We start from the raw sequence: 20,420 nt of genomic DNA, 5'->3' as shown, positions 1-20,420 counted from the left end.
CGTTTCGTAATCGCCTGATAGGATGGTGATCGTTTAGCGTCGGCCGTAGATGGGTTGAATGAGTGATTTTCGTCGTTCTGAACAGCGATTGAGAATTTCTCGCAAATTTCATCTCTTCTTCATTCCCACCAGCCCTTGTTCTGGTAGCCTCACCGCAATTGATCATGGAAAACGCCACCGAAACCGAAGTCGCAGACGCCGCCAAACACCTCCGCAGCCTGACCAGCGGCCTCAACGAAGTCCTCTTCGGTCAGTCAGAATTGATCGATTTGGTCATCACCGGCATCCTAGCGCGCGGTCACATTTTGCTCGAAGGCCTGCCGGGCTTGGGCAAGACCGAATTGGTCAAAGGCCTGTCGAAATTGCTCCATCTCGACACCAAACGGGTTCAGTTCACCCCGGATCTTCTTCCAGGTGACATTACCGGGAACCCGGTGCTGCAGGAAGTCGATGGCCGCCGTGAGTTCGTATTCCAACCCGGTCCGCTTTTCACCAACATCGTCCTCGCTGACGAAATCAACCGCGCATCGCCGAAAACCCAGTCGGCTTTGCTGGAAGCGATGCAGGAACGCCGGGTCACGGTCCTTGGTAAAACTCACGAGCTTCCCAATCCGTTTTTCGTCCTCGCTACCCAGAACCCGATTGAGCTGGAAGGCACCTATCCGCTCCCGGAAGCCCAGCTTGACCGGTTTCTTTTCAAACTGGAGGTAACCCGCAACAGCGTCGATACACTGGAGCGGATCGTTTCCCACCGGGAACTCGGCACGGAACCGCAGGTCGACCCCGTGATGTCGGCGGAAACCTTGGGATCCCTGCTGGCATTGGTGCGGCGCATCTATTTGCCCCAGGTCGTAGCCAATTACATCGCCCGACTGGTGGACGCAACCCACCCCGGTCAATCGGCCGCCTCCGCGGGCATTCGATTTGGCGCCAGTCCGCGCGCCGCGCTTGCGCTCGCTTCCGCAGCCAAGGCCCGTGCGGTGATCGCCGGCAGGGTGAATACCAGTTTCGAAGACGTCAAATCCGTCGCGCTAGCGGTCCTGCGACATCGGATTGTGCTCGATTACAATGCTCGGGTCGAAGGTCACACTCCCAACGATCTGGTTCTGAAGCTATTGGAAGAGATTCCTTTTCAAGCCAACGCGACTCCCAAAACCCTGACAACCGCCTGAAGCGCCCATTCCCCGCGTTGCATGATTCTACACACTACTATGCGCCAGATTCTTCTCCTCCTGCTCTTTGCCATCACCGCATCTGCTCAGGAAACCTTGATTCGCGAGACGATGGCGTCGAAAACCGACACCTACGTTGAGGTCGAAGCGCTGTTTTCCGGAGCCTCTCCCGGTGGCTATGCTCCGATTCGTGTCACGATCGTTAACAATCAAAAGAGCAGCAAATCCATTGAGCTGAGCTTCGAGACCCATTCCAATTACATCAGAGGCAATTCAGCCTCCTCAGATTTTTCCATCACGGCCCCGGAAAATAAAACGGTGGTGAAGGAGCTTCTCGTTCCCTTAGTCCCACCTTCTTCGGAGCGTTCTAGATATTCTTATTCAGGGGGCTATCTTTTTATCAACCTTGAGACACATCTCACTGGAGATTTTGGAAATGCGAATAATTCGCTGAACTTGCAATTAGCCACCAATCAACCGGCCGTTTTGCTGAGCGAAGCACTCTACACTCCAAACGGCTCCAGTCTGGATAATGCCACGAGATCCAGCGCCTCCTCGGGAGGATACACATCAGGGGCTGCCTCATTTGCCACCCGATTCGATCCCAAGCAGGTTTCCGACAACTGGCTCGCTTATTCCGGCTGGGATAGCATCCTGATGCTCGCCAGTGAATGGTCGCAAGTCTCGGCAGGAGGCCAAACTGCAATTCTTGCATGGGTCCGGATGGGGGGACAGCTCGTCATTTACCAGGACCATTCCGGAAGCGCCGATGCTCTAGGACTCCCGGTCGATGATCCAGGCATGGGATTCATTTCCCTCCAGCCGAATCCGCCAGGGCTCCACCTTCCGGCGGAAGAAACCATTGATTTGGTCGGTGTGAAATCGGGGGCGCAACCCGGACACTCGGTTATTCAGGATGCTTACCGGAGCAGTTGGCCACTGCAGAATCGGTTTGGCATCAAACTGTTCCGATATGGGCTTTTCATCGTTGTTTTGCTTATCTTCGGGATTCTCGTCGGCCCGGTAAACCTTTTCGTTTTTGCAAAATCCGGCAAACGGCATCGGCTTTTCATCACCACTCCCATCATTTCGCTTGGGGCGAGTGCGGTGATGATTTTTCTGATCATCCTGCAAGATGGATTCGGCGGAAATGGAAGTCGCATCGTGTTGATGGAAGTCCGTCCCGATGATGGCCAGAATGCCGCCTACATTCACCAGGAGCAATTCTGCCGCACAGGGGTGCTCGTAAGCTCCGGATTCACCATGGACACACCGGCTTTCATCAGCCCCGTGCCGATCAAAAGCTCCCGGTGGGCACGGTATACCGAGGATTCCAGTGGTGATTTCAGCATTCAACCGAACGGCTCCAAGATGGAGCTGAGTGGTGACTGGTTCCAAAGCCGCTCCGAGCACGGGCATGTCCTTGCTGCGGTGGTCTCAACCCGCGGCCGCATCGAAGCAACCGGCAGCCCGGATTCGATGATCTCAACCTTCGATTTCCCCATTCAGAAATTCTACTATCAGGACGAAAATGGCGCTTGGTTCCGGAGCGCAAACATCAGCACCGGAAAAAAATTCCAGCTCACACCGGTCGATTTCAGCATGGTCGATCCCGAAATTCAAAAAATTGCCGCCAGCTTTGAGGGCAACCTACCGAGCACTTTCATCCGTTTGACCAAACGCCGTCAGCATTATTTCGCCGTTACTGCGGATGCCCCGGGAATTGCCACCCATTCAAGTATTCGATGGAAACAAACCACGACCATCATCACCGGACCGATTGCCACTCCTTGATCTCATTTCGAAATGTCCGCACTACGCGTTAACAATCTCTACCGCTATTTCGGCCAGCTCAAAGCGGTCAATGGCGTGACCTTTGAAGTCCCCCACGGCTCCGTGTGCGGATTTGTCGGTGCCAATGGCGCAGGCAAAACCACCACCATGCGGATACTCGCAACGCTGGATCACCCCACTGTCGGCACCGCCGAAGTCTGTGGAATCAATGTCTTGCACCATCCAGCAGAAGTCCGCCGCCTGATTGGCTGGATGCCCGATCATTTCGGAAATTATGATCACATGACCGTGATCGAGTACCTCGATTTCTATGCGCGTGCGCTCGGCTACAAAGGCAAGGAAAGACGGGAACGCGTCCAGGAAGTCATCGACTTCACCGATCTCGGGCCGCTTACGGAACGATTTTCGAACAAACTGTCGAAGGGGAACACCCAGCGTCTCGGTTTAGGCCGCGCCCTGCTACACGATCCACAGGTGCTCATCATGGACGAGCCAGCAGCCGGACTGGATCCAAAAGCCCGGGTCGAGCTGAAACACCTCATTCGGGTGCTCGCCAAGGAAGGCAAGACGATCTTCATTTCCTCGCACATCCTCTCCGAGCTTGGCGAAATGTGCGACTCGCTGCTTTTCATCAACAATGGTCGTATTGTTCACCACGGTGATGCGGAATCGCTTAAAAATGGTTCCGAAACCCAAGGCGGATTCCTCTACGATGTGCAGGTCGATGGCGACCCTCAGGCACTCTCCGACTGGTGTGTGCTGCAACCGACAGTTGAATTCCTTGAGTCCCGAAAATTCGGTGGGCGCATCCGCATCAACGCCGAGTCACCTACCCAAGTCGCTGATACCCTTGCCAGGATGATCAAGGACCAGGTCCGGGTTACCGAATTCCATCGCGAACAGAGAAACCTCGAAGATGCCTTCATCGACATCCTGGGACGCCTCGAACAGGGCCAACCCGCAGTCACCCCTCCTCCCCTCCCATCTTCAACCACAAACGCCTCGATCTCATGACCTCAAACGATTTCCCAGATCGGCTGCCACCGATGCTGGTTAAAGAGCTGCGCCAAGGGATGCGCACCATTTCTTTCCTTGGCGTTTTCATGGCGTTGCAGATTATTTTGTGCCTGATCCTTCTCTCCGCCACACTCGGATCGACGACCGGGGATTCGATTGGGAATGTCATCTCCATCACCATCTTTACCATCCTCTCGATCGCGGTTCTGATCTTGCAGCCACTGCGGGGCATCAATGCGATCTCCTCGGAAGTGAAAAGTAACACCTTGGAGATCATGTCATTGACCCGATTGAGTGCCACTCGGATCGTGTATGGCAAATGGGTTGCCATCGTCAGTCAAACCGCGCTGTTGATGAGCACCATAATTCCATACCTCATCCTGCGCTATTTCTTTGGTGGCATGAATTTATTTGGCGAGTTGTCCTTGGTATTAATCATTTTTGCAACCTCTGCCGCACTTACCGCCGCTACCGTTGGCATATCAGCCACATCATCGGTCATCCTGCGTAACATCTTGCCAATTCTTTTCGCAATCATGGCGGTCATTGCATTATTCCAGTTTTTATCTTTCTCCATAGCAGGCCCAGGGATGAGCCTATTTTACGTATTTGATTCCGGCGAATATCTTATTCCTATCATCAGCTATCTGGCAGCCATCACTTATATCGGTTGGTCCTGCCTCAAAGCCGGATCCCTGATAATCGCCCCATCTGCCGACAACCTCAGCACCTCCCATCGGCTGATCGTCATCGGTCTATCTGTCGTAGCTTTGGGCTTGTCGACCTTGGACCAGTTTAACGTCGAAATGATTCCCATCATGTTTGCCGTGATCATGGGACCAGCCATTGCGATCGCACTTTCTGAATCATCCATCGTGATCGCCCCAGTTCGAGAAGCCCTTCAAAAGAAACGCTACGTAGGCAGACTTGGAAGCAGCTTCCTATTGCCTGGCTGGCAGTCAGGAATTGTTTTTACCATCGTAATCTCCGCAATCGCCCTTGCTGCCATCTTTATTCGACCAAGTCCACTTTACCTATTGGATCGCGAATTGAATGCCACCCTGATGATCATCGTGAGCGCTCTATTTCCTGCCGTGATCTGCAATCTACCACGCAATACCGAAACCAACCGATTCGACAAATATCTATTATATTCACTAGCTACGACCATTCTTGGCATTGTCATACTGGCTCTAGCAGCGGCATCAGGTGATAACATTAAATGGGTATTCATCTGGAATCCCGTGGTTTTGATGAGCGAAATGGATAAAAGTTCCGAAGCAGGTATTATTGTAGCATGGATCGGTATTTATCTCTTCATTTTATTTTTGTTAGCAATTCGAAATGCGAAGCAACATCGGCTTATCACGGAGCAAGTGAACACAACCCCTGAAGTTTGATGGAGCCTTCCATGTCCTTGTCAGCTGCCCACTCCCGCGCCCTCGCCGCATCCGGTCGAGTCCGATTGCCACTCCGCTCACGCGTTTGGCGTGGACAAGCGGGTGAGTTTGCCGGCGGTGGAACCGGATCCTCAATGGACTTCCAGGATCACCGGGCTTACTCACCGGGCGATGATCCGCGCCACATCAACTGGCAGGCATACGCCCGCACTGGCAGCTACACCATGAAACTCTTCCGGGAAGAGGTTCGCCCGGTCGTCGACTTGATTTTGGATGCTTCGGAGTCGATGTTTTTCACTCCAGAAAAACTGAATCGCACCGCTGAGTTGTTATATTTCTTCGCCGAATCCAGTTTATCAGCTGGGGCCTCGATTCACATTCACGCAGTTCGCGGGGATGCGAGCCTAACACTTGATCCCGCAACCCTTCGAAATCACTCTTGGCTCGATAAAATCCGCGCCCTGACGCCCACCCAAGGCGATCACAGCAATCCCGCGGCCCCTGAGATGCAGCGCCTGCCGCTTCGTGCGAATGCCATCCGCGTTTTTCTATCAGATCTCCTCTTCCCGGCTGATCCCGAACCCATCCTGCGGCATCTCGGGCAGCGCCAAGGCTCGCTGATGATATTCGCGCCATTTCTTCAATCCGAAGCCACACCCGACTGGTCGGGGAATTACGAATTCATTGATGCGGAAAGCCAGGGTCGACATCCGCACCGGATCGAACCCGCCATTCTCAAGCGCTATCGAGAATCCTACAGCAATCACTTCGCCATCTGGAAACAACAGTCCAATCGCCATCAAACACCCTTCGCACGAATTCCGTGTGAACTCGACCTGATCACCGCACTGTATCAGGCAGCCCTCCCCATCAACGCCCTGGAGTCCGTCTGATCGCAGACTCACGATCCACCATGCTCACCAATCCTCTCGGTCTACTTGCGTTGCTCGGAATCCCAGCAGTACTGGCGATTCATTTTCTCCAGCGCAAATCCATCGAGCTACCCGTATCCACCTTATTTTTGTTAGAGCGCACCCAGCGGGATGCTATCAGCGGCAGACGCTTTGATCGGTTGATCCCGTCCGTTCCACTTTGGATGCAGTTGTTAGGCGTCTTGCTGCTCACATGGCTGCTGGTTGAGCCACGCTATAAGAAAGAAAACTCGGTCCAAAGAGTAGCAATCGTCGTCGATTCATCCGCGTCCATGTCAGTCTTTCGCGATGATGGGATCAAACGATTAACCGATGAGCTGCCTGCAATCCAAGGATTGGCATCCGCAATGGAAATCACCGTTCTGGAATCCGCGCCGGATCGACCGAGAATTTACACCGGCACCTCACTGGATGACATGGCGAAAGCGCTCAAGAAGTGGTCACCCAAAGAAGGAATGATCGACCCCACACGGTCGATCCGCCTGGCGCGATCACTCGTCTCCAGTGAAGGTAGTGTCATTTATTTGACCGACACCCCTGCCGAGGAGCTGCCATTCGAAGCCCGGCTGCTTTCAGTCGGCAGGCCAGTGGAAAATGTCGGTTTCACAGGCATCACTTTTGCCAACGAACAAGGTGCCCTTGTGTGGCGGGCAGTGGTCAAAAACTATGGCAAATCTCCGGCAACCCGGACATGGAAAATCGTCACAGCCGATGGGTCCACCGAGCCTGCTTCACTGAAGTTAGCTCCCGGCGGAATTACCACGATTCAGGCAGCCTTTCCAACCGATGCAAAAGAAGTCCGGCTTGAGCTATCGCCTGACGATTTCCCGCTGGATGATTGTTTGCCAATCGTAAAACCCGCGCCAAAACCACTCACCCTTTTCGCTGCGACATCACCTGCTTTTGCGGACCTCGGTGAGAAATTGGTGAACTCGTTGGAAGCCACCTCCTCCAGCAATGATGCGACCTCAGCCGACATCATGCTGGCAACCTATGATCCACTCGATCCCACTTTGCCTGTGGGAAATGCGATTGTATTTGTCGAGGACAGCACTGCCACCGGCACCTATCTGCGTGGAGGAATCCTTGCGGAAGCCTCACCTCTCATGGACGGCTTGAACTGGCAATCCCTGCTGGTCCGCGAGACGATTCAGTTAGATCGTCAACCCACCGATCAGGTTTTGCTGTGGCAGGAAAAACGGCCACTGATTTTCCTCCGTCATCTTCCCGCCACGGAGAGCCGACCAGCAGCCAGCCAATTGTTCTTCAACTTTGATCTCCGGCTTTCGAACGTCGAGCGGCAACCAGCCTTCATCGTCCTCCTGCATCGTTTTGCAGGTGCGGTGCGCGACGCCAAGGTCGCACCGGCATCTCTCAATCTGGAAACCAACCAACCGGTAAAACTCACCCTTGATCCGAAGCAACTGGCCACCATCACCCAAACTTCACCTGATGGGAAGGTGCTTTCAAAAACATCTTCGGAAACGCTGCCAGCATCGTTCACCACCCCACCCGCTCCAGGTTTTCTGACCCTATCCCAGGCCGATGAAACCCTGCTCTCCGCTTCATTGCACTTCGCCGATACCCGCGAAGCTGACTTCACCGCTTGCTCCGCTACCGATACTCTAACCGAATCTAACCAGGCGGCGATTGATAGGCACACCAAGGAGGATCCATACTGGCGAGTCTGGTTCATTCTCCTCATCGCAGCCGTGCTTGTAGCCTGGAAATTTGTTCAAACGAAATCTACGGAACCTACCGTAGCAAGTCCTGTCGGCGGACGGTGAAATCATCCACTTTTGCTCCATGTTCAAATCACCCGAATTTCTGCTACTGATCCCTGCCCTGGCCTTGCTGGGGTGGTTTTGGCGCGGGCTGCGACTCTACTCACCCCTGCGTGCCCTGATTCTGCTGGTGGCGGTCATTGCCTTGGCGGATCCGGTCATCAACAAGCAGCAAAACTCGCTCGATTTATATGTCCTGCTCGACCGATCCGACTCGACAGAAGACCTCATCGACAAAGGGTTGCCCGAATGGCAGCGACTGCTGGAAAGTTCCAAGCCGAGCCGCCGGGACAATCTGCATTTCATCAATTACGGGGCTGAAGTGGTTGAAGCCGGAGCGGACGGTTCATCATTCACCGGCTCGCGAAAATTGACACGCACCGGCCTCGCTCTCTCATCGATTGCAGCGCAGGCTGATGAAAACAAACCATCGCGCGTCTTGCTTTTCACCGATGGTTATTCCACGGAACCGATTACCGAGGCGGCCTTGCTGCTGAAAAAGCGCGGGATTCCTCTCGACTACCGATTGATTCGTGAAGAGGTGGAAAATGACTACCGGCTGGCACGTCTGAATTTGCCGGAACGTGTTCAGGTCGGCGAGCCGTTTTTGATCTCGATCACCGTGCGCGGCAAAAATGACGCAACCTTTCCGCTTACGCTAAGTCGAAACGGCCAGGTGCTGAGTGATGGAACCGTCAGCCTGAAAAATGGCTCCGCTACGGTCGAGTTCACCGATCGCATCTCCAGCTCGGGTGCCTACGAATATCAGGCAGAGATCATGCCGGAAGGTGACAAGTATTCAGGGAATAACAAAGCCAGCCGCTATATCGAAATCACCGGCGGCCCAAGACTCCTGTTAGTCACCCGCTATCAGGATGATCCCATCGCCAAGGCACTCTCTGCTTTGGACTTCTCCGTTCTAACTGTTAGCGATCTAACAAAACTGAAACCCGGGATGCTCACTGGCATGCGGGCAGTGATCCTCAACAACGTTCTGGCCAATGAAATTCCTGCAGATTTCATGAAATCACTCAATTTCTTTGTGCGTGAACAAGGCGGTGGCTTGCTCATGGCAGGAGGCAAACATTCGTTCGGCTCAGGGGGCTACTTCCATTCTCCTATCGACGAACTGTTGCCAGTCTCGATGGAGTTGAAAAATGAACATCGCAAACTTTCAGTTGCTCTTGCGATTGTCATGGATCGGTCCGGTTCGATGGCCGTGAATGTGGATTCCAGAAATACCAAAATGGATCTTGCGAACGCCGGCGCGGCCAATGCCATTGAACTGTTAGGCCCGATGGACCAGGTAACCGTCTTCGCGGTCGATTCAGAACCAACTGCAGTGGTCCGGCTCACAACGATTGGAAACAAGCAGGATTCTATTGGAGCCCGGGTTCGCAAGGTTCGCTCTGCGGGAGGTGGGATCTTCGTTTACACCGGTCTCAAAGCCGCATGGGAGGAATTGCGAAAATCCGATTCCGGAACTCGTCACATCATTTTGTTCTCCGATGCGAATGACTCAGAGGAACCGGGCAGTTACAAGGAACTCATCGCAGAAATTGTCAAAGATGGCGGCACGGTTTCCGTCATCGGACTTGGAACTCCAACTGACCAGGATTCGGCTTTTCTCGAAGACATTGCGAAACTCGGCGGCGGTCGGATCTACTTTTCCGATCGACCGATGGATATTCCCACAATCTTCTCGCAGGAAACGGTCACCATCGCCCGTTCCGCCTTTTTGGACAGCCCGGTCGGCACCCAGGCCACCGGTCGCTGGGCAGAAATCTCGCCCAAGCCATTTCAATGGTCGCCACAAGTCGATGGATACAACCTTTCCTACGCCCGTCCGGATGCCACGGTGTCTTTGGTCTCCAAGGACGAATACAATGCACCATTGGTCGCCCATGCTCGCCGCGGTCTCGGTAGAACCGCAGCGGTTTCATTTCCTCTGGGTGGGGATTTTTCCCAAACGGTTAGAGAATGGCCCGGATATGGCGATTTCCTCCAAACCATGGCCCGGTTCTTGATGGGTCAGGAAATTCCCCCCGGCGTGGCACTTCGCCAGCAATTGGACGGAACGAGGCTCACCCTGGATTTGCTATACGACACCGACGAATGGACGCAGAAGCTCGCCATCGCTCCACCCAAAGTGCGTTTGCAGGATGATACCGGAAATACTCCGTTCGACCTTCCATGGCGGCGAATTTCTCCCGGGCACTTTTCCCTCTCCCGGGATCTCGATGAAGGAAGCGTCGTGCGGGGCGCGGTCCAAATCGGAGAGTATGCAATCCCGTTTGGCCCCCTAAGCGTCGGTTCATCCGTCGAGTGGGCGTTTGACAAAGATCGGCTCGGAGAGCTGCGAACGACTTCCAGGCAAACTGGTGGCCGGGAATTGTTAGATCTCTCAAAAGCCTGGGAACGCCCCCCATTCATCGCCGAAACCAATCTGCGGCTTCCTTTCAGCATTGCTTTGTTGCTGCTGCTGGTAGGAGAAGCACTGGTCACTCGCACTGGCTGGCACCTCCCCGAGTTCGCTCTCCCGAAACGGGTCCCGAAAGTTAAAACGCCAAAACCAGCGAAAGCCCCGAAACCCGCCAAGCCGAAGTTCGCTGCTCCCGTGCAAAAACCGAAGGATGACGTGACGACTTCCGAATCACCACCCGATTCCGAACGGCGATCGCGCTTCCAGCGTGCGAAAGACCGGAAATAACCAGCTCGGCACCGGGCAAAATCAGAATCGTTCGTCGTTGGAAAAATCCTGGAATCAGGCCATGGTCAGCCATGCGCCTGATTTTTGCCCTCCTTGTGCTGCCGTTCCTCCTCCTCGGATGCAAACGTGAAGCTGACAATACACTGCGTGTTGGCATGGAGCTGACCTATCCTCCGTTCGAGACTCAGGATTCGGCTGGCAACCCCGCAGGAGTTTCAGTCGATATTGCCAAAGCCCTTGCTGCGGATCTTGGCCGACCTTTGAAGATTGTTCCAATGGAATTCCAGGGACTAATCCCAGCCCTGAAAACAGGAACCATCGACATGGTGATTTCATCGATGACCGCGACCGACTCCCGCCGTCAGTCGATCGATTTTTCCGAGCCATACGCCTTCACCTGCCTGGCACTTCTGGTCGCTAAAGATTCAAATATTCAATCGGTAGAGGATCTGAAAGCGCCAGGACGTCGGATCGCCGTGAAATCATCGACCACCGGCGAATCCTGGGCCACAGAGCACCTGCCCAATGCCAAACGGACAGCTTTCAGCGATGATGCTGCCTGCGTGCTGGAAGTTGCCCAAGGTCGTGCGGATGCTTTCATCTACGATCAACTTAGTATTCTACGCTATCACAAGAAAAACCCGGACACCACCCGTGCCATTCTGCAGCCATTCACCGAAGAAGGCTGGGCGGTGGGGATCGCCAAAAACCATCCGGAGCTTTTATCCCAAACCAATGCGTTCCTCACCAAGTTTCGCGCTGATGGCGGATTGGAAAAGCTTGTTGAAAAGTATTTGGCCCAAGAAAAAGCAGAAATGGAATCACTGAACCTTCAGTTCCCGCTGCGATAACCGGCAAGATCCTTCGACCTTGCATCCTTTCTGTAAAGTCTTCAGAATTCGTTGATCATGAAACCCAATCCTGTCGGCTGGTTCGAAATCTACGTGGAAGACATGCCCCGTGCGAAAGCGTTTTACGAGGCCGTCTTCGACACCCAACTTGAGAAGCTCGATACACCTGGTATCGAGTTGTTAGCCTTCCCCATGGAAAAGGAAACCTCCGGCGCACCTGGTGCCTTGGTGAAAATGGAAGGGTTTTCGTCAGGGAGAAACAGTGTGCTGATTTATTTCACCTGCCAGGATTGCGCGGTCGAAGCCGCCCGTGCCGCCGCCAATGGAGGCAGCATTCACATGGAAAAGTTTTCGATCGGACCGTACGGATTCATCTCGCTGGTGTTTGATAGCGAGGGAAATATGATTGGCCTTCATTCTCTCACCTGAGCGAACTTTCAACACTGTGTCATCAGGATTGGACGGACCCGGCAGGATCGTCTAAAGATCCGGCATGAATCGCCGAAACCTCATCGCAGCCGTCGCGATACTCGGTGCATTTTCCCTGCTGGCCACCTTGCTTTTTCAAAGTCTTGGCCAGAACTGGGACTGGTCGAAACCGTGGGAATACCGCGGGATTCTGTTTCGTGGCTGGATCGTCACTTTGCTTCTCTCGCTTGGCGCGTTATTGGGAAGTTTGCTGGTGGGACTGATTCTGATGCTTGGCCAACGCAGCCCGTTGCCTGCAATCAGATGGACATGCAGACTGTTTCTTGAGTTTGTTCGCGATACGCCGCTGCTGGTTCAGCTTTTGGTGGGTTACTTCGTGATCTTTGCCCCGCTGATGTCGCGCTCACTTGGAAGTATGGGATGGGATGACAAATTGGTCATCGGCATCATTCTTCTATCACTTTTTGAGGGAGCTTACCTCGGTGAGATCTTTCGTGGTGGCGTCGCAAGCATCCACCGCACCCAATGGGAAGCCGCTCGTGCGGTTGGGTTCAATCGAACTCAAACGTATCGCTATGTCATTTTCCCTCAGGCGATGCGTCGTGTTCTACCGGCGACCGCCGGGCAGTTCGTTTCCCTGATCAAGGACTCATCGCTTCTTTCAGTCATAGGAGTGCAGGAATTCGCCTATCAGGCGAAAGTTTATACCTCTCAAACCTACGGCGGACTGGAAGCATACGTTCCGCTCGCACTTGGCTACCTGATTCTAACAGCTCCAGTGGCAATCCTTTCTCACCGACTCGAACTCAGCTACCGCGATGAAACTTGAAATCACCGCGCTGACCAAACGCTTCGATCGCCACGTCGCGCTCGATTCACTCCATCTCGATTCCGAAGTTCATGTGCTATGCCTGATCGGACCATCAGGCGGAGGGAAAAGCACCTTGCTCCGCATCCTAGGAGGACTCGAGACTCCGGATTCAGGATCGATCCAAATTGATGGAACGCCCATTCCAAGCAGTCGTGAAGAGCTACTGCGATATCGCCGGCAAAATGGATTTCTTTTCCAGTCCTTCAACCTGTTTCCCCACCTATCAGCGCTTCAGAACCTGACCCTTCCATTGCAAAAAGTGCACGGACTGGAAGCCGCTGAATCAAACGCCATTGCGGAAAAATCGCTGCAGCGATTCGGTTTGTTAGATCATGCACACAAACTTCCGACCCAACTTTCCGGCGGTCAGCAGCAACGGGTCGGCATTGCGCGAGCAGTCAGCATGAAACCGAAAATCTTATTCCTGGATGAGCCGACTTCGGCACTCGATCCGGAAATGACGGGTGAAGTGTTAGATTTGATTCGTGAACTCGCTGAGGAAGGACAGAATATCATTCTGAGCACTCATGAAATGGGATTCGCCCGTGCCGTGGCCGATCGCATTGCTTTCCTTGCAGCTGGAAACATTCAGGAATGCTCAACTCCCTCAGCGTTCTTTTCCTCACCTGAATCGCCGCTTGCACAGCGATTTCTCTCACGGGTGATGAAGTATTGAAGGTGACTGGCTCAATGTTGAGGCAATGGCCGCTTCAGGTGTTGCACTGCGAGAATATCGTCACGCAACTTATACAATTGGCTGTGCCGAATATCGAACGGCATGAGCTTCCCGCCGTCTGAAAAAAGTGCTTCTCCACAGCCGAAGCAAATCAGGATATGCTTTGGCACCTCACCTTCTTTCCAGAATACCGCGTAGTCAGGGTGAAATCCGCCACAGGTTTTCGGGCCGGTGTATTTTTTGTAAGTCCGTGGATCGCCGAGGATTTTCTTTAACTCCGCTTGCTTCTTCGCGGCGACCGGAGGGAGATAAAATGGATAGCCGTGAATCCGGATCGTCTTGGATTTTGCCAACTCCGATTCCATCAATTCCTTTTCTTTGGTCTGATGCGGCAGGCCCTCGTAAACCATGAGTTCATCGGCAGCACGCAGGCCCTTGCGCATTTCGTCGCCATCGCGCACCGCCACGACTTTCCCGATCGGCACCGTGTGAGCACAAGAAGCAAAGAGATAGCCGACCAGTAAAACCCCAGCCAAGCGCAGGAGACGTGTCCAATTTTTCATGCGCACAGACTAGAACCATTCTGCTGCGAGCTCAATCGAAGTCTTTTGAACTCTCGTGATAAATTTTCCCGCTTGGTGCGCTGTCATTAGCAAAGACCGCTTTTGCATGTCCGCTCACCCGACAGAAACCGAATGGAAATCCTGGCTCGCCGATCACACGGCCAGGTTCCTTTTGTTTGCGCGGCAACAAACACGCTGCAGTCATGATGCGGAAGACGTTCTCCAGGATGCCTTGGTCGAATCCTGGAAACGAGCTGGTGGACAGCCCGAGCCCGCGTTGGTCTTCGCCACGATTCGGCGTCGGGCCATCGACTTGTCCCGCCGGATCGACAAACGGACTGAACGTGAGATTGCCGCCGATGCGGAGCGTCCGCGCTTGATCAGTCCACATGCGGATCGCGAAGAAGCCGCATTTTTGGAAAATGCCATCCTTCACCTTCCAGAAAATCAGCAGGAAGTGGTCACCCTCAAAATCTGGGGTGGCCTGACATTCGCAGAAATTTCCGAAACGCTGGAAATACCCGCCGGAACGGCTGCTTCCCGCTACCGCCTTGCCCTAGATGCCCTCCGCCAAAACTTAAGCTCTTCCCTGATATGAAGACTCCGGAATTCCCAGATGACGACGAATTGGAAAAATTGCTCCACGGCTTGAAGCCCGCGCCTGCTAGCCCGGAACTGCTCAGTCGCTTGCAAGCTGCCCGCCCGCTGCCGAGAACGCGGAGTCTCCGACTTTGGATTGCCGCCCCACTGGCTGCAGCCGCTGCCTTGGCTTTCGCCTGGCTGAGCCTTCAAGGCAGCCCAACGTCGCCATCCAAAACGACCGCCAAGCATGACTCCGTTTCTCCGGAGGTCGCAAAATCCGCCGAGATGCTCCAGGCCGTAAAGAGCGAACAAACCCTGCTCGGCATGGAAGACCTGGGGGTCACGAACGATCCCAAGCAAGGTCCGGTGCGACTGATCCGGACGACTTGGGTCGATGAAATTACTTATGCCAAACCCGGCGAGGCCCCCGAATTCAGTAAATCCTGGATACGCTCCGAAATCGTGCCGGTTTCCCTACCCATTTTCTAACAACCCAACCTAACAACCAAATACCATGAAACGCATCGCCATACAGTTATCACCTCTACTGGCCACCATCCTGCCATTGATGGCTCAGGAGCCAGCAAAGCACCAGCCGGAACCGGATGACCTTTTGAAGGATGTCATTTTTAAACAAATCCATGAGAAGCTCGATACTGCTGTAAAAAATGGCGATCTCCCGGACGACGTGGAATTGAACCAGCAAATCCGGGAAAAAATCATAGCCGCGCTGCAAGGAATCGATATGAAGGGTGATGCGGTGGATGTGAAAACCTTCCAGATCACAGGGACTCCTGAAGGTGTTGCGAAGCCGATTCAATACCGGCTTGGTTTCGACATCGGCAACGCACCAACTTCCGGCCCACAAGCCCAACTTGGAATTTCGGTCAGTCCCGTGACACCGACGTTGTCCCATCAGCTTCCCATTCAACCGAACACAGGACTGGTGGTGGATGCGGTCTCCGAAAACAGTGCCGCTGCGAACGCCGGAATTACGACAGGTGACGTAGTTGCAAAACTGGATGATCAGATTCTCATCCATCCGGACCAGCTTCGGGTCTTGATCCAGAATCACAAATCCGGAGACGAAGTAAAACTCACCTGTTACCGCGCGGGCAAAGAGCTGGAATTATCAGCGACACTCACCGAGCAAGCTGCGGCAGATATGTCGATGGGTTGGGGGCCTGCCCGTGCCATTCAGACTCTCCAGCTGGATCCTCAAAATCGTGCATTCATCAAATTGCTCGACCAACAAAAAGAGCAAATGAAAGCGCTTCGGCAAGGGATTGATATTTCGTCGAGCGATCACACCGAGGAGCAGTTGATGGATTTAAGCAAACAAGTTGCCGCACTCCGCGAAGCGCTCGATAAACTGACCCAGGCTCAAAAAGAAAACTAATTCGGCTCAAATCACGAACCGCAAAACCGGCGACAGAAAGTCTCCGGTTTTTGCATTGTACGCTGGAGTCGTTACCAACAGAGCTTTAGCGTCGCTCAATGATCAGCGCCAACGTCATCCCGGACCGCATCGCGGAAACTCTCCGACGGTTTCCGCCTTTTTCGATGTTGCCTGCGGAGCAAGTCGTCGCATTAGCGAGCCGGGCGAAGGTGCGGATGGCTGCTGCTGGCGATTGTATCTGGGAACAAGGTGAATCTCCCGGTGACGAGGCACTTTTTGTGGTGCGGGGGCGCGTGGAATATCTGTGGAAAGTGGAAGATCGTTCCGAGCGGGTCGATGTCCGGGACGTAGGCGATGTGCTTGGATTTACCGCTTTGATGCGATCCGAGCCGTATCGGGTCACGGCGAAGGCGGTGGAGGATTGCCTACTTTACAGTCTGCCGTGGGTGGAGTTGTTAGAACGACTGAATCAAAATGACGAAGCTCGCGACTACGTGCGCCGTCACTTGTTCTGGATTTCCCGGCTTGGTTCACCAGTGACTCTGGAAGAACCTGCGGATTCCTCAGTCGCCGGGCGGACGAAAAATATTCTGCAAGGTCATTTGGCGGGTGCTCAAATCATCCGCCCACGGCCGATCGAACGACTCCTAACGTGCTCACCTGGCGACTCGATTTTCCAGGCAGCCTCTCTGATGTCGGCCAAGAAAGTGCCGTCGATTCTGGTCACCGATGAACAGCGCCATCCGGTTGGCATCGTCACCAGCACGCGGTTGGTTCGCGCCTCAATCATCGATGGCCTCCCGGTGGAAACTCCGGTTTCCAAAGTGATGGCAAGTCCGGTGGTGACCGTGTCCAAAAACTCATCCGGCATCGCCTCTTTATTGCTCATGCTGCGGCGCAGGATTGGGCAGGTTTGCGTGACCGAAGATGGGACGCCAAACTCCCCCGCCCTCGATGTTTGCAGCCACAAGGATCTGTTAGCCCAAAGTGGTCACCATCCGACAGGCTTACTGCGTGAACTGCAGCAGGCACGCAGCCCGAAACGATTCCGGGAATTGTGTGACGACATCCAGTCGATCGTGCAGAACTATCTGGAAGCAGGTGTTTCCGCCATCTATGTGGGTCACATTTGTGCCGAACTTTATGATGAGCTGAACCAGCGGTTGATGGTTCTGGTGAATGAGGAAATGACCGCAGAAGGAAAGCCACTGCCTGAAATTCCGTGGGCATGGATGTCGGTAGGAAGCGACGGACGGCGCGAACAAATTCTCCGCACCGATATGGACAATGCGCTGGTGTTCGCGAGCACGGGCTCATCAGCTAGTGATAAAGTCGCCAGGGCTCAGTTTCTCGATTTTTCAACGCGGGTGATCGACCTCATGACCGAGGCCGGTTTCGCCCGATGCCAAGGCGGTGTCATGGCAATGAACCCGCGCTGGTGCCGGACTTCCGAAGAATGGTTGGATGAGCTCCGCTCAGCAGAGAGCTTCCGCCAAAAGGACGGTCTGCTGCGTGCAACGATCCTGTACGATCTCCGCCACGTCGCCGGTGATGCGTCCCTTTGCGATGAATTGAGATCCGCGGCGTTCACCACGGTGTCGGGAAATCCATTTGCCCAGCGACGGCTCGCGGAATCGATCGTGAATACCGCACCACCCTTGAACTTCATCGGTCGTTTGGTGGTGGAGAAATTCGGGGGCGGCCGCAGTGAACCATTCGACCTGAAGAATCGTGGCATGGCACCGCTCCGGGATGCGGCCCGCCTGCTGACACTCAAGAATCACATGCACCGCCGCTATTCAACTGGTGGCCGATGGGATGAATTGCGACGGTCTGTGCCCAAACTGAGTGAAATCGCAGGCCTCGCCCGCGATGCCTATGATTTCCTGATGAAGATGCGGACGCTCAACGGACTGCGCCGTGGTGATTCCGGACGTTTTATCGACCCCGGCGAACTGACCAAACTCGAACGCGCCCAACTGGCGAATGTGTTCGATGTCGTGCGCATGGTCCAGACAACGATCCGCAACGATTTCAACCTCGACCAAAGACTCTGATGTTTGGCTTCGGGAAAAAATCACTGCCGGATTTTGCGGAAGCATATCTGGCGAAAACATCATCCAAACGGCCCGCCAAGGCGATTCCGTTAGAGCAACTGCGGTTCGCTGTGATCGACACGGAAACGACCGGATTTGAAATCGGCCGCGATCGACTTCTGTCCATTGGATTGGTCATCGTGGCAGAAGACCGGATTGAGGTAGAACAAAGTGGTGGATGGCTGATCCAGCAATCCGATGTTCCCTTGAATGATGCTGTCCGGATTCATGGAATCATGCCGGACGAATCTGCCGAGGGAGAACCCGAAGCAGAAGTTCTGAAGGATTTGCTACCGAGAATTGCCGATACCATCTTCGTGGCACACCATACCGGCTTCGATTTGGGAATGATCAACTCAGCGCTGTTCCGGCATTATGCCCTGAAGTTGCGCAACCCATGGCTGGACACGGCAGAAATGGCGATCAAAACTCTGGATGCGTTCGCTCGCACCAATTACGTGGCGCAGAGGCCACCTGGTCTCGATGAAGTTTGCCAGCAATGCGATATCCGCCCGATGGCGCGGCACACAGCAACCGGTGACGCGTTTACCACGGCAGAGGTATTGCTTTCGCTCTGCGCGCGGTTAAGGCGCCACTTGGGACGTCCTCTCACAGCCGGAGATTTGCCCATTCATCGTGGCTGAAGCGGAACGACTCACGCCGATTCATCTGTTAGACTACATCGATGGATTGGTAAAAATGGTCAGACCTTTCTTATTTCCGACCACAATATCTGGTTGATGGTCACCATTGATATCTGTTGCGACCACTTGGCAACCGACGCCTGTATCAGGGTCGATGATTACTGGTTTCCACTGGACTCCATCATCCGATTTCTGGTTCAGAAACACAACAGTTAGAGCAGGATCCGCGGTTCCCGGATCATGACCGTTATGGGCTAAAAAGCGTTTTCCTGTTACGAAATCCATCCGGCCATCGCCATTGAAATCTGCCATTTCCAGACTGTGGAGCTGGCTGAATTGCAAACCACCTACTCCCGTTTTGTTTGGGTCTTCAGGCAGGATCTCATGCTTCACCCACTCGATCGCATCTTGCTTCGGGGTATTCTCAAACCATGCCAAACCATATCCGTGAGCGTTCCAGCTGGTGACGATATCATTGTCACCATCGCCATCGGCATCGAACACCAGCATTTGCGAACCACCCGGTCCGGAAAATTCCACGGGGTGCCAAATCCATTTTCCATCATGATCTGACGGCTGCTCAAACCAGCCATCCTTTGCCAAAATGTCCGGCTTCTTGTCGCCATTCAAATCGCCAACTCCCAAGCCATGGATGTATGGGGTGTCTGTTCGTTTCTCAGAAATGGCAATGAATTTCCAAGGCTTGGTCACATTATTCCAATCCACCTCCGCATACCCAAACTTTCCGCCCTGCATGCAGATAAGCTCTTTTTTGCCATCACCATCCAAATCCATCCACAATGGCGATTCAGTGGCAGCCTCGGTCATTACCACATGAGCCGACCACATGCCGGGTTTCCCTGAATTAAGATAAAGTGTCAGATTTTTCCCCGGGTGGCTTGCCATCAAAATATCATTCTTTCCGTCACCATTCAGATCATCGACCCAACTGAGGAACGAGTCTTCCTGATAAGTCTTCACATCGGCCACTCCCCCCTCACGGAATTGCTGCCTTTGCTTGAAATCCGGGCCTTTGAACCAAAACGCACCTGCAACCAGATCGATTTTCCCGTCCCCATCGATATCGCCCGCTGATGCTCCTTCCGTTAAAAAATCCGAGGTCGCAACCTGCTTCTTCCAACTGGATTCACCCTTCTCGGCAGCAACCAAGACGAACGCCCCCGCCATCAAGCCTACTGGAATCATCAAAGCCTGGAATTTCATGGAACCTCTAACGTTGGCCGTTCTTCGCATCTTTCTATTTTCTGCAGCAAGGTCGTTCCGACTTCAATTATTCCTGCGTTTCCACAGGATGGTCGTCAGCCAAAACGCAAAGCCAACTATCTGGAAATCGGGAAGATCTCCAGTAATCGTTGCCCGCCTGGTAAACGGATGTTGAGGGCGAATCACCGCACACTTCCCTCCACCTCTCAGGTACATGGATCTTCCAAGGGTCTCGGCTCCGAGAAAATAAAGCGACTCGCCCCATTCTATTCGGAA

18 protein-coding genes are annotated in these 20,420 nt (G+C 53.8%); 16 read left to right on the top strand and 2 right to left on the bottom strand.

Going from position 1 to position 20,420, the window contains the following annotated elements:
* The first annotated feature begins 164 nt into the window (after positions 1–164).
* The 11 genes from JIN85_RS14470 to JIN85_RS14420 all read left to right on the top strand — a co-directional run bounded on the left by JIN85_RS14470 (position 165) and on the right by JIN85_RS14420 (position 13,636).
* A complete protein-coding gene (locus JIN85_RS14470; protein ID WP_200271980.1) occupies positions 165–1,172 on the top strand; it encodes an AAA family ATPase in 1,008 nt (335 codons plus the stop codon).
* A 21-nt stretch (positions 1,173–1,193) separates the two neighbouring features.
* On the top strand, positions 1,194–2,966 hold the full coding sequence (locus JIN85_RS14465; RefSeq protein WP_200271978.1) for a hypothetical protein: 1,773 nt from the start codon (positions 1,194–1,196) through the stop codon (positions 2,964–2,966).
* Positions 2,967–2,978: 12 nt separating this feature from the next.
* Complete coding sequence (locus tag JIN85_RS14460; protein ID WP_200271976.1) at positions 2,979–3,980, top strand: ABC transporter ATP-binding protein; 1,002 nt, start codon at positions 2,979–2,981, stop codon at positions 3,978–3,980.
* The gene (locus JIN85_RS14455) at positions 3,977–5,383 is read left to right on the top strand and encodes a hypothetical protein (RefSeq protein WP_200271974.1); all 1,407 of its coding nucleotides are present in this window, start codon (positions 3,977–3,979) and stop codon (positions 5,381–5,383) included. The genes JIN85_RS14460 and JIN85_RS14455 overlap by 4 nt, the downstream gene beginning before the upstream one ends.
* Positions 5,384–5,394: 11 nt before the next feature.
* Entirely contained in the window at positions 5,395–6,276 is an 882-nt protein-coding gene (locus tag JIN85_RS14450) for a DUF58 domain-containing protein (protein WP_200271972.1), read from the top strand.
* Positions 6,277–6,296: 20 nt separating this feature from the next.
* Positions 6,297–8,102 carry a vWA domain-containing protein gene (locus tag JIN85_RS14445; protein ID WP_200271970.1) on the top strand — a complete coding sequence of 602 codons (1,806 nt, stop codon included), beginning with the start codon at positions 6,297–6,299 and terminating at the stop codon, positions 8,100–8,102.
* Between the two features lie 19 nt (positions 8,103–8,121).
* The gene (locus JIN85_RS14440; RefSeq protein ID WP_200271968.1) at positions 8,122–10,809 is read left to right on the top strand and encodes a VWA domain-containing protein; all 2,688 of its coding nucleotides are present in this window, start codon (positions 8,122–8,124) and stop codon (positions 10,807–10,809) included.
* Between the two features lie 71 nt (positions 10,810–10,880).
* Entirely contained in the window at positions 10,881–11,660 is a 780-nt protein-coding gene (locus JIN85_RS14435) for a transporter substrate-binding domain-containing protein (RefSeq protein ID WP_200271966.1), read from the top strand.
* A gap of 57 nt (positions 11,661–11,717) precedes the next feature.
* A complete protein-coding gene (locus JIN85_RS14430; RefSeq protein ID WP_200271964.1) occupies positions 11,718–12,089 on the top strand; it encodes a VOC family protein in 372 nt (123 codons plus the stop codon).
* 64 nt (positions 12,090–12,153) lie between these two features.
* Positions 12,154–12,918, top strand: a complete 765-nt coding sequence (locus tag JIN85_RS14425) for an amino acid ABC transporter permease (RefSeq protein ID WP_200271962.1) — start codon at positions 12,154–12,156, stop codon at positions 12,916–12,918.
* Positions 12,908–13,636: an amino acid ABC transporter ATP-binding protein gene (locus tag JIN85_RS14420; protein ID WP_200271960.1), complete on the top strand. Its 729-nt coding sequence runs from the start codon at positions 12,908–12,910 to the stop codon at positions 13,634–13,636. The genes JIN85_RS14425 and JIN85_RS14420 overlap by 11 nt, the downstream gene beginning before the upstream one ends.
* Before the next feature lie 11 nt (positions 13,637–13,647).
* Here JIN85_RS14420 and JIN85_RS14415 read toward each other — a convergent pair whose 3' ends face one another.
* Positions 13,648–14,199 (bottom strand): hypothetical protein, encoded by a 552-nt coding sequence (locus JIN85_RS14415; RefSeq protein ID WP_200271958.1) that lies wholly within the window; start codon positions 14,197–14,199, stop codon positions 13,648–13,650.
* 106 nt (positions 14,200–14,305) lie between these two features.
* On the opposite strand from JIN85_RS14415, the gene JIN85_RS14410 reads away from it, so the two are divergent.
* From JIN85_RS14410 to JIN85_RS14390, 5 genes are all read left to right on the top strand, one after another.
* A complete protein-coding gene (locus JIN85_RS14410) occupies positions 14,306–14,797 on the top strand; it encodes an RNA polymerase sigma factor (RefSeq protein WP_200271956.1) in 492 nt (163 codons plus the stop codon).
* The gene (locus JIN85_RS14405) at positions 14,794–15,270 is read left to right on the top strand and encodes a hypothetical protein (RefSeq protein ID WP_200271954.1); all 477 of its coding nucleotides are present in this window, start codon (positions 14,794–14,796) and stop codon (positions 15,268–15,270) included. Before JIN85_RS14410 ends, JIN85_RS14405 begins: the two co-directional genes overlap by 4 nt.
* 25 nt (positions 15,271–15,295) lie before the next feature.
* The gene (locus tag JIN85_RS14400) at positions 15,296–16,180 is read left to right on the top strand and encodes a S1C family serine protease (RefSeq protein ID WP_200271952.1); all 885 of its coding nucleotides are present in this window, start codon (positions 15,296–15,298) and stop codon (positions 16,178–16,180) included.
* 98 nt (positions 16,181–16,278) lie between these two features.
* Positions 16,279–18,237, top strand: coding sequence for a DUF294 nucleotidyltransferase-like domain-containing protein (locus JIN85_RS14395; RefSeq protein ID WP_200271950.1), 1,959 nt, complete (start codon positions 16,279–16,281; stop codon positions 18,235–18,237).
* A complete protein-coding gene (locus JIN85_RS14390) occupies positions 18,237–18,920 on the top strand; it encodes a 3'-5' exonuclease (RefSeq protein WP_200271943.1) in 684 nt (227 codons plus the stop codon). Before JIN85_RS14395 ends, JIN85_RS14390 begins: the two co-directional genes overlap by 1 nt.
* Positions 18,921–18,953: 33 nt before the next feature.
* Here the strand turns inward: JIN85_RS14390 and JIN85_RS14385 are convergent, their stop codons facing one another.
* Complete coding sequence (locus JIN85_RS14385) at positions 18,954–20,144, bottom strand: FG-GAP repeat domain-containing protein (RefSeq protein ID WP_200271941.1); 1,191 nt, start codon at positions 20,142–20,144, stop codon at positions 18,954–18,956.
* Positions 20,145–20,420: the final 276 nt, after the last annotated feature.

Origin of the sequence: Luteolibacter pohnpeiensis, from assembly GCF_016595435.1 — a bacterium.
Classification (GTDB): domain Bacteria; phylum Verrucomicrobiota; class Verrucomicrobiia; order Verrucomicrobiales; family Akkermansiaceae; genus Luteolibacter; species Luteolibacter pohnpeiensis.
Note: the sequence above shows the minus strand (reverse complement) of the source record. Positions and strands in the feature narration are given on the sequence as shown.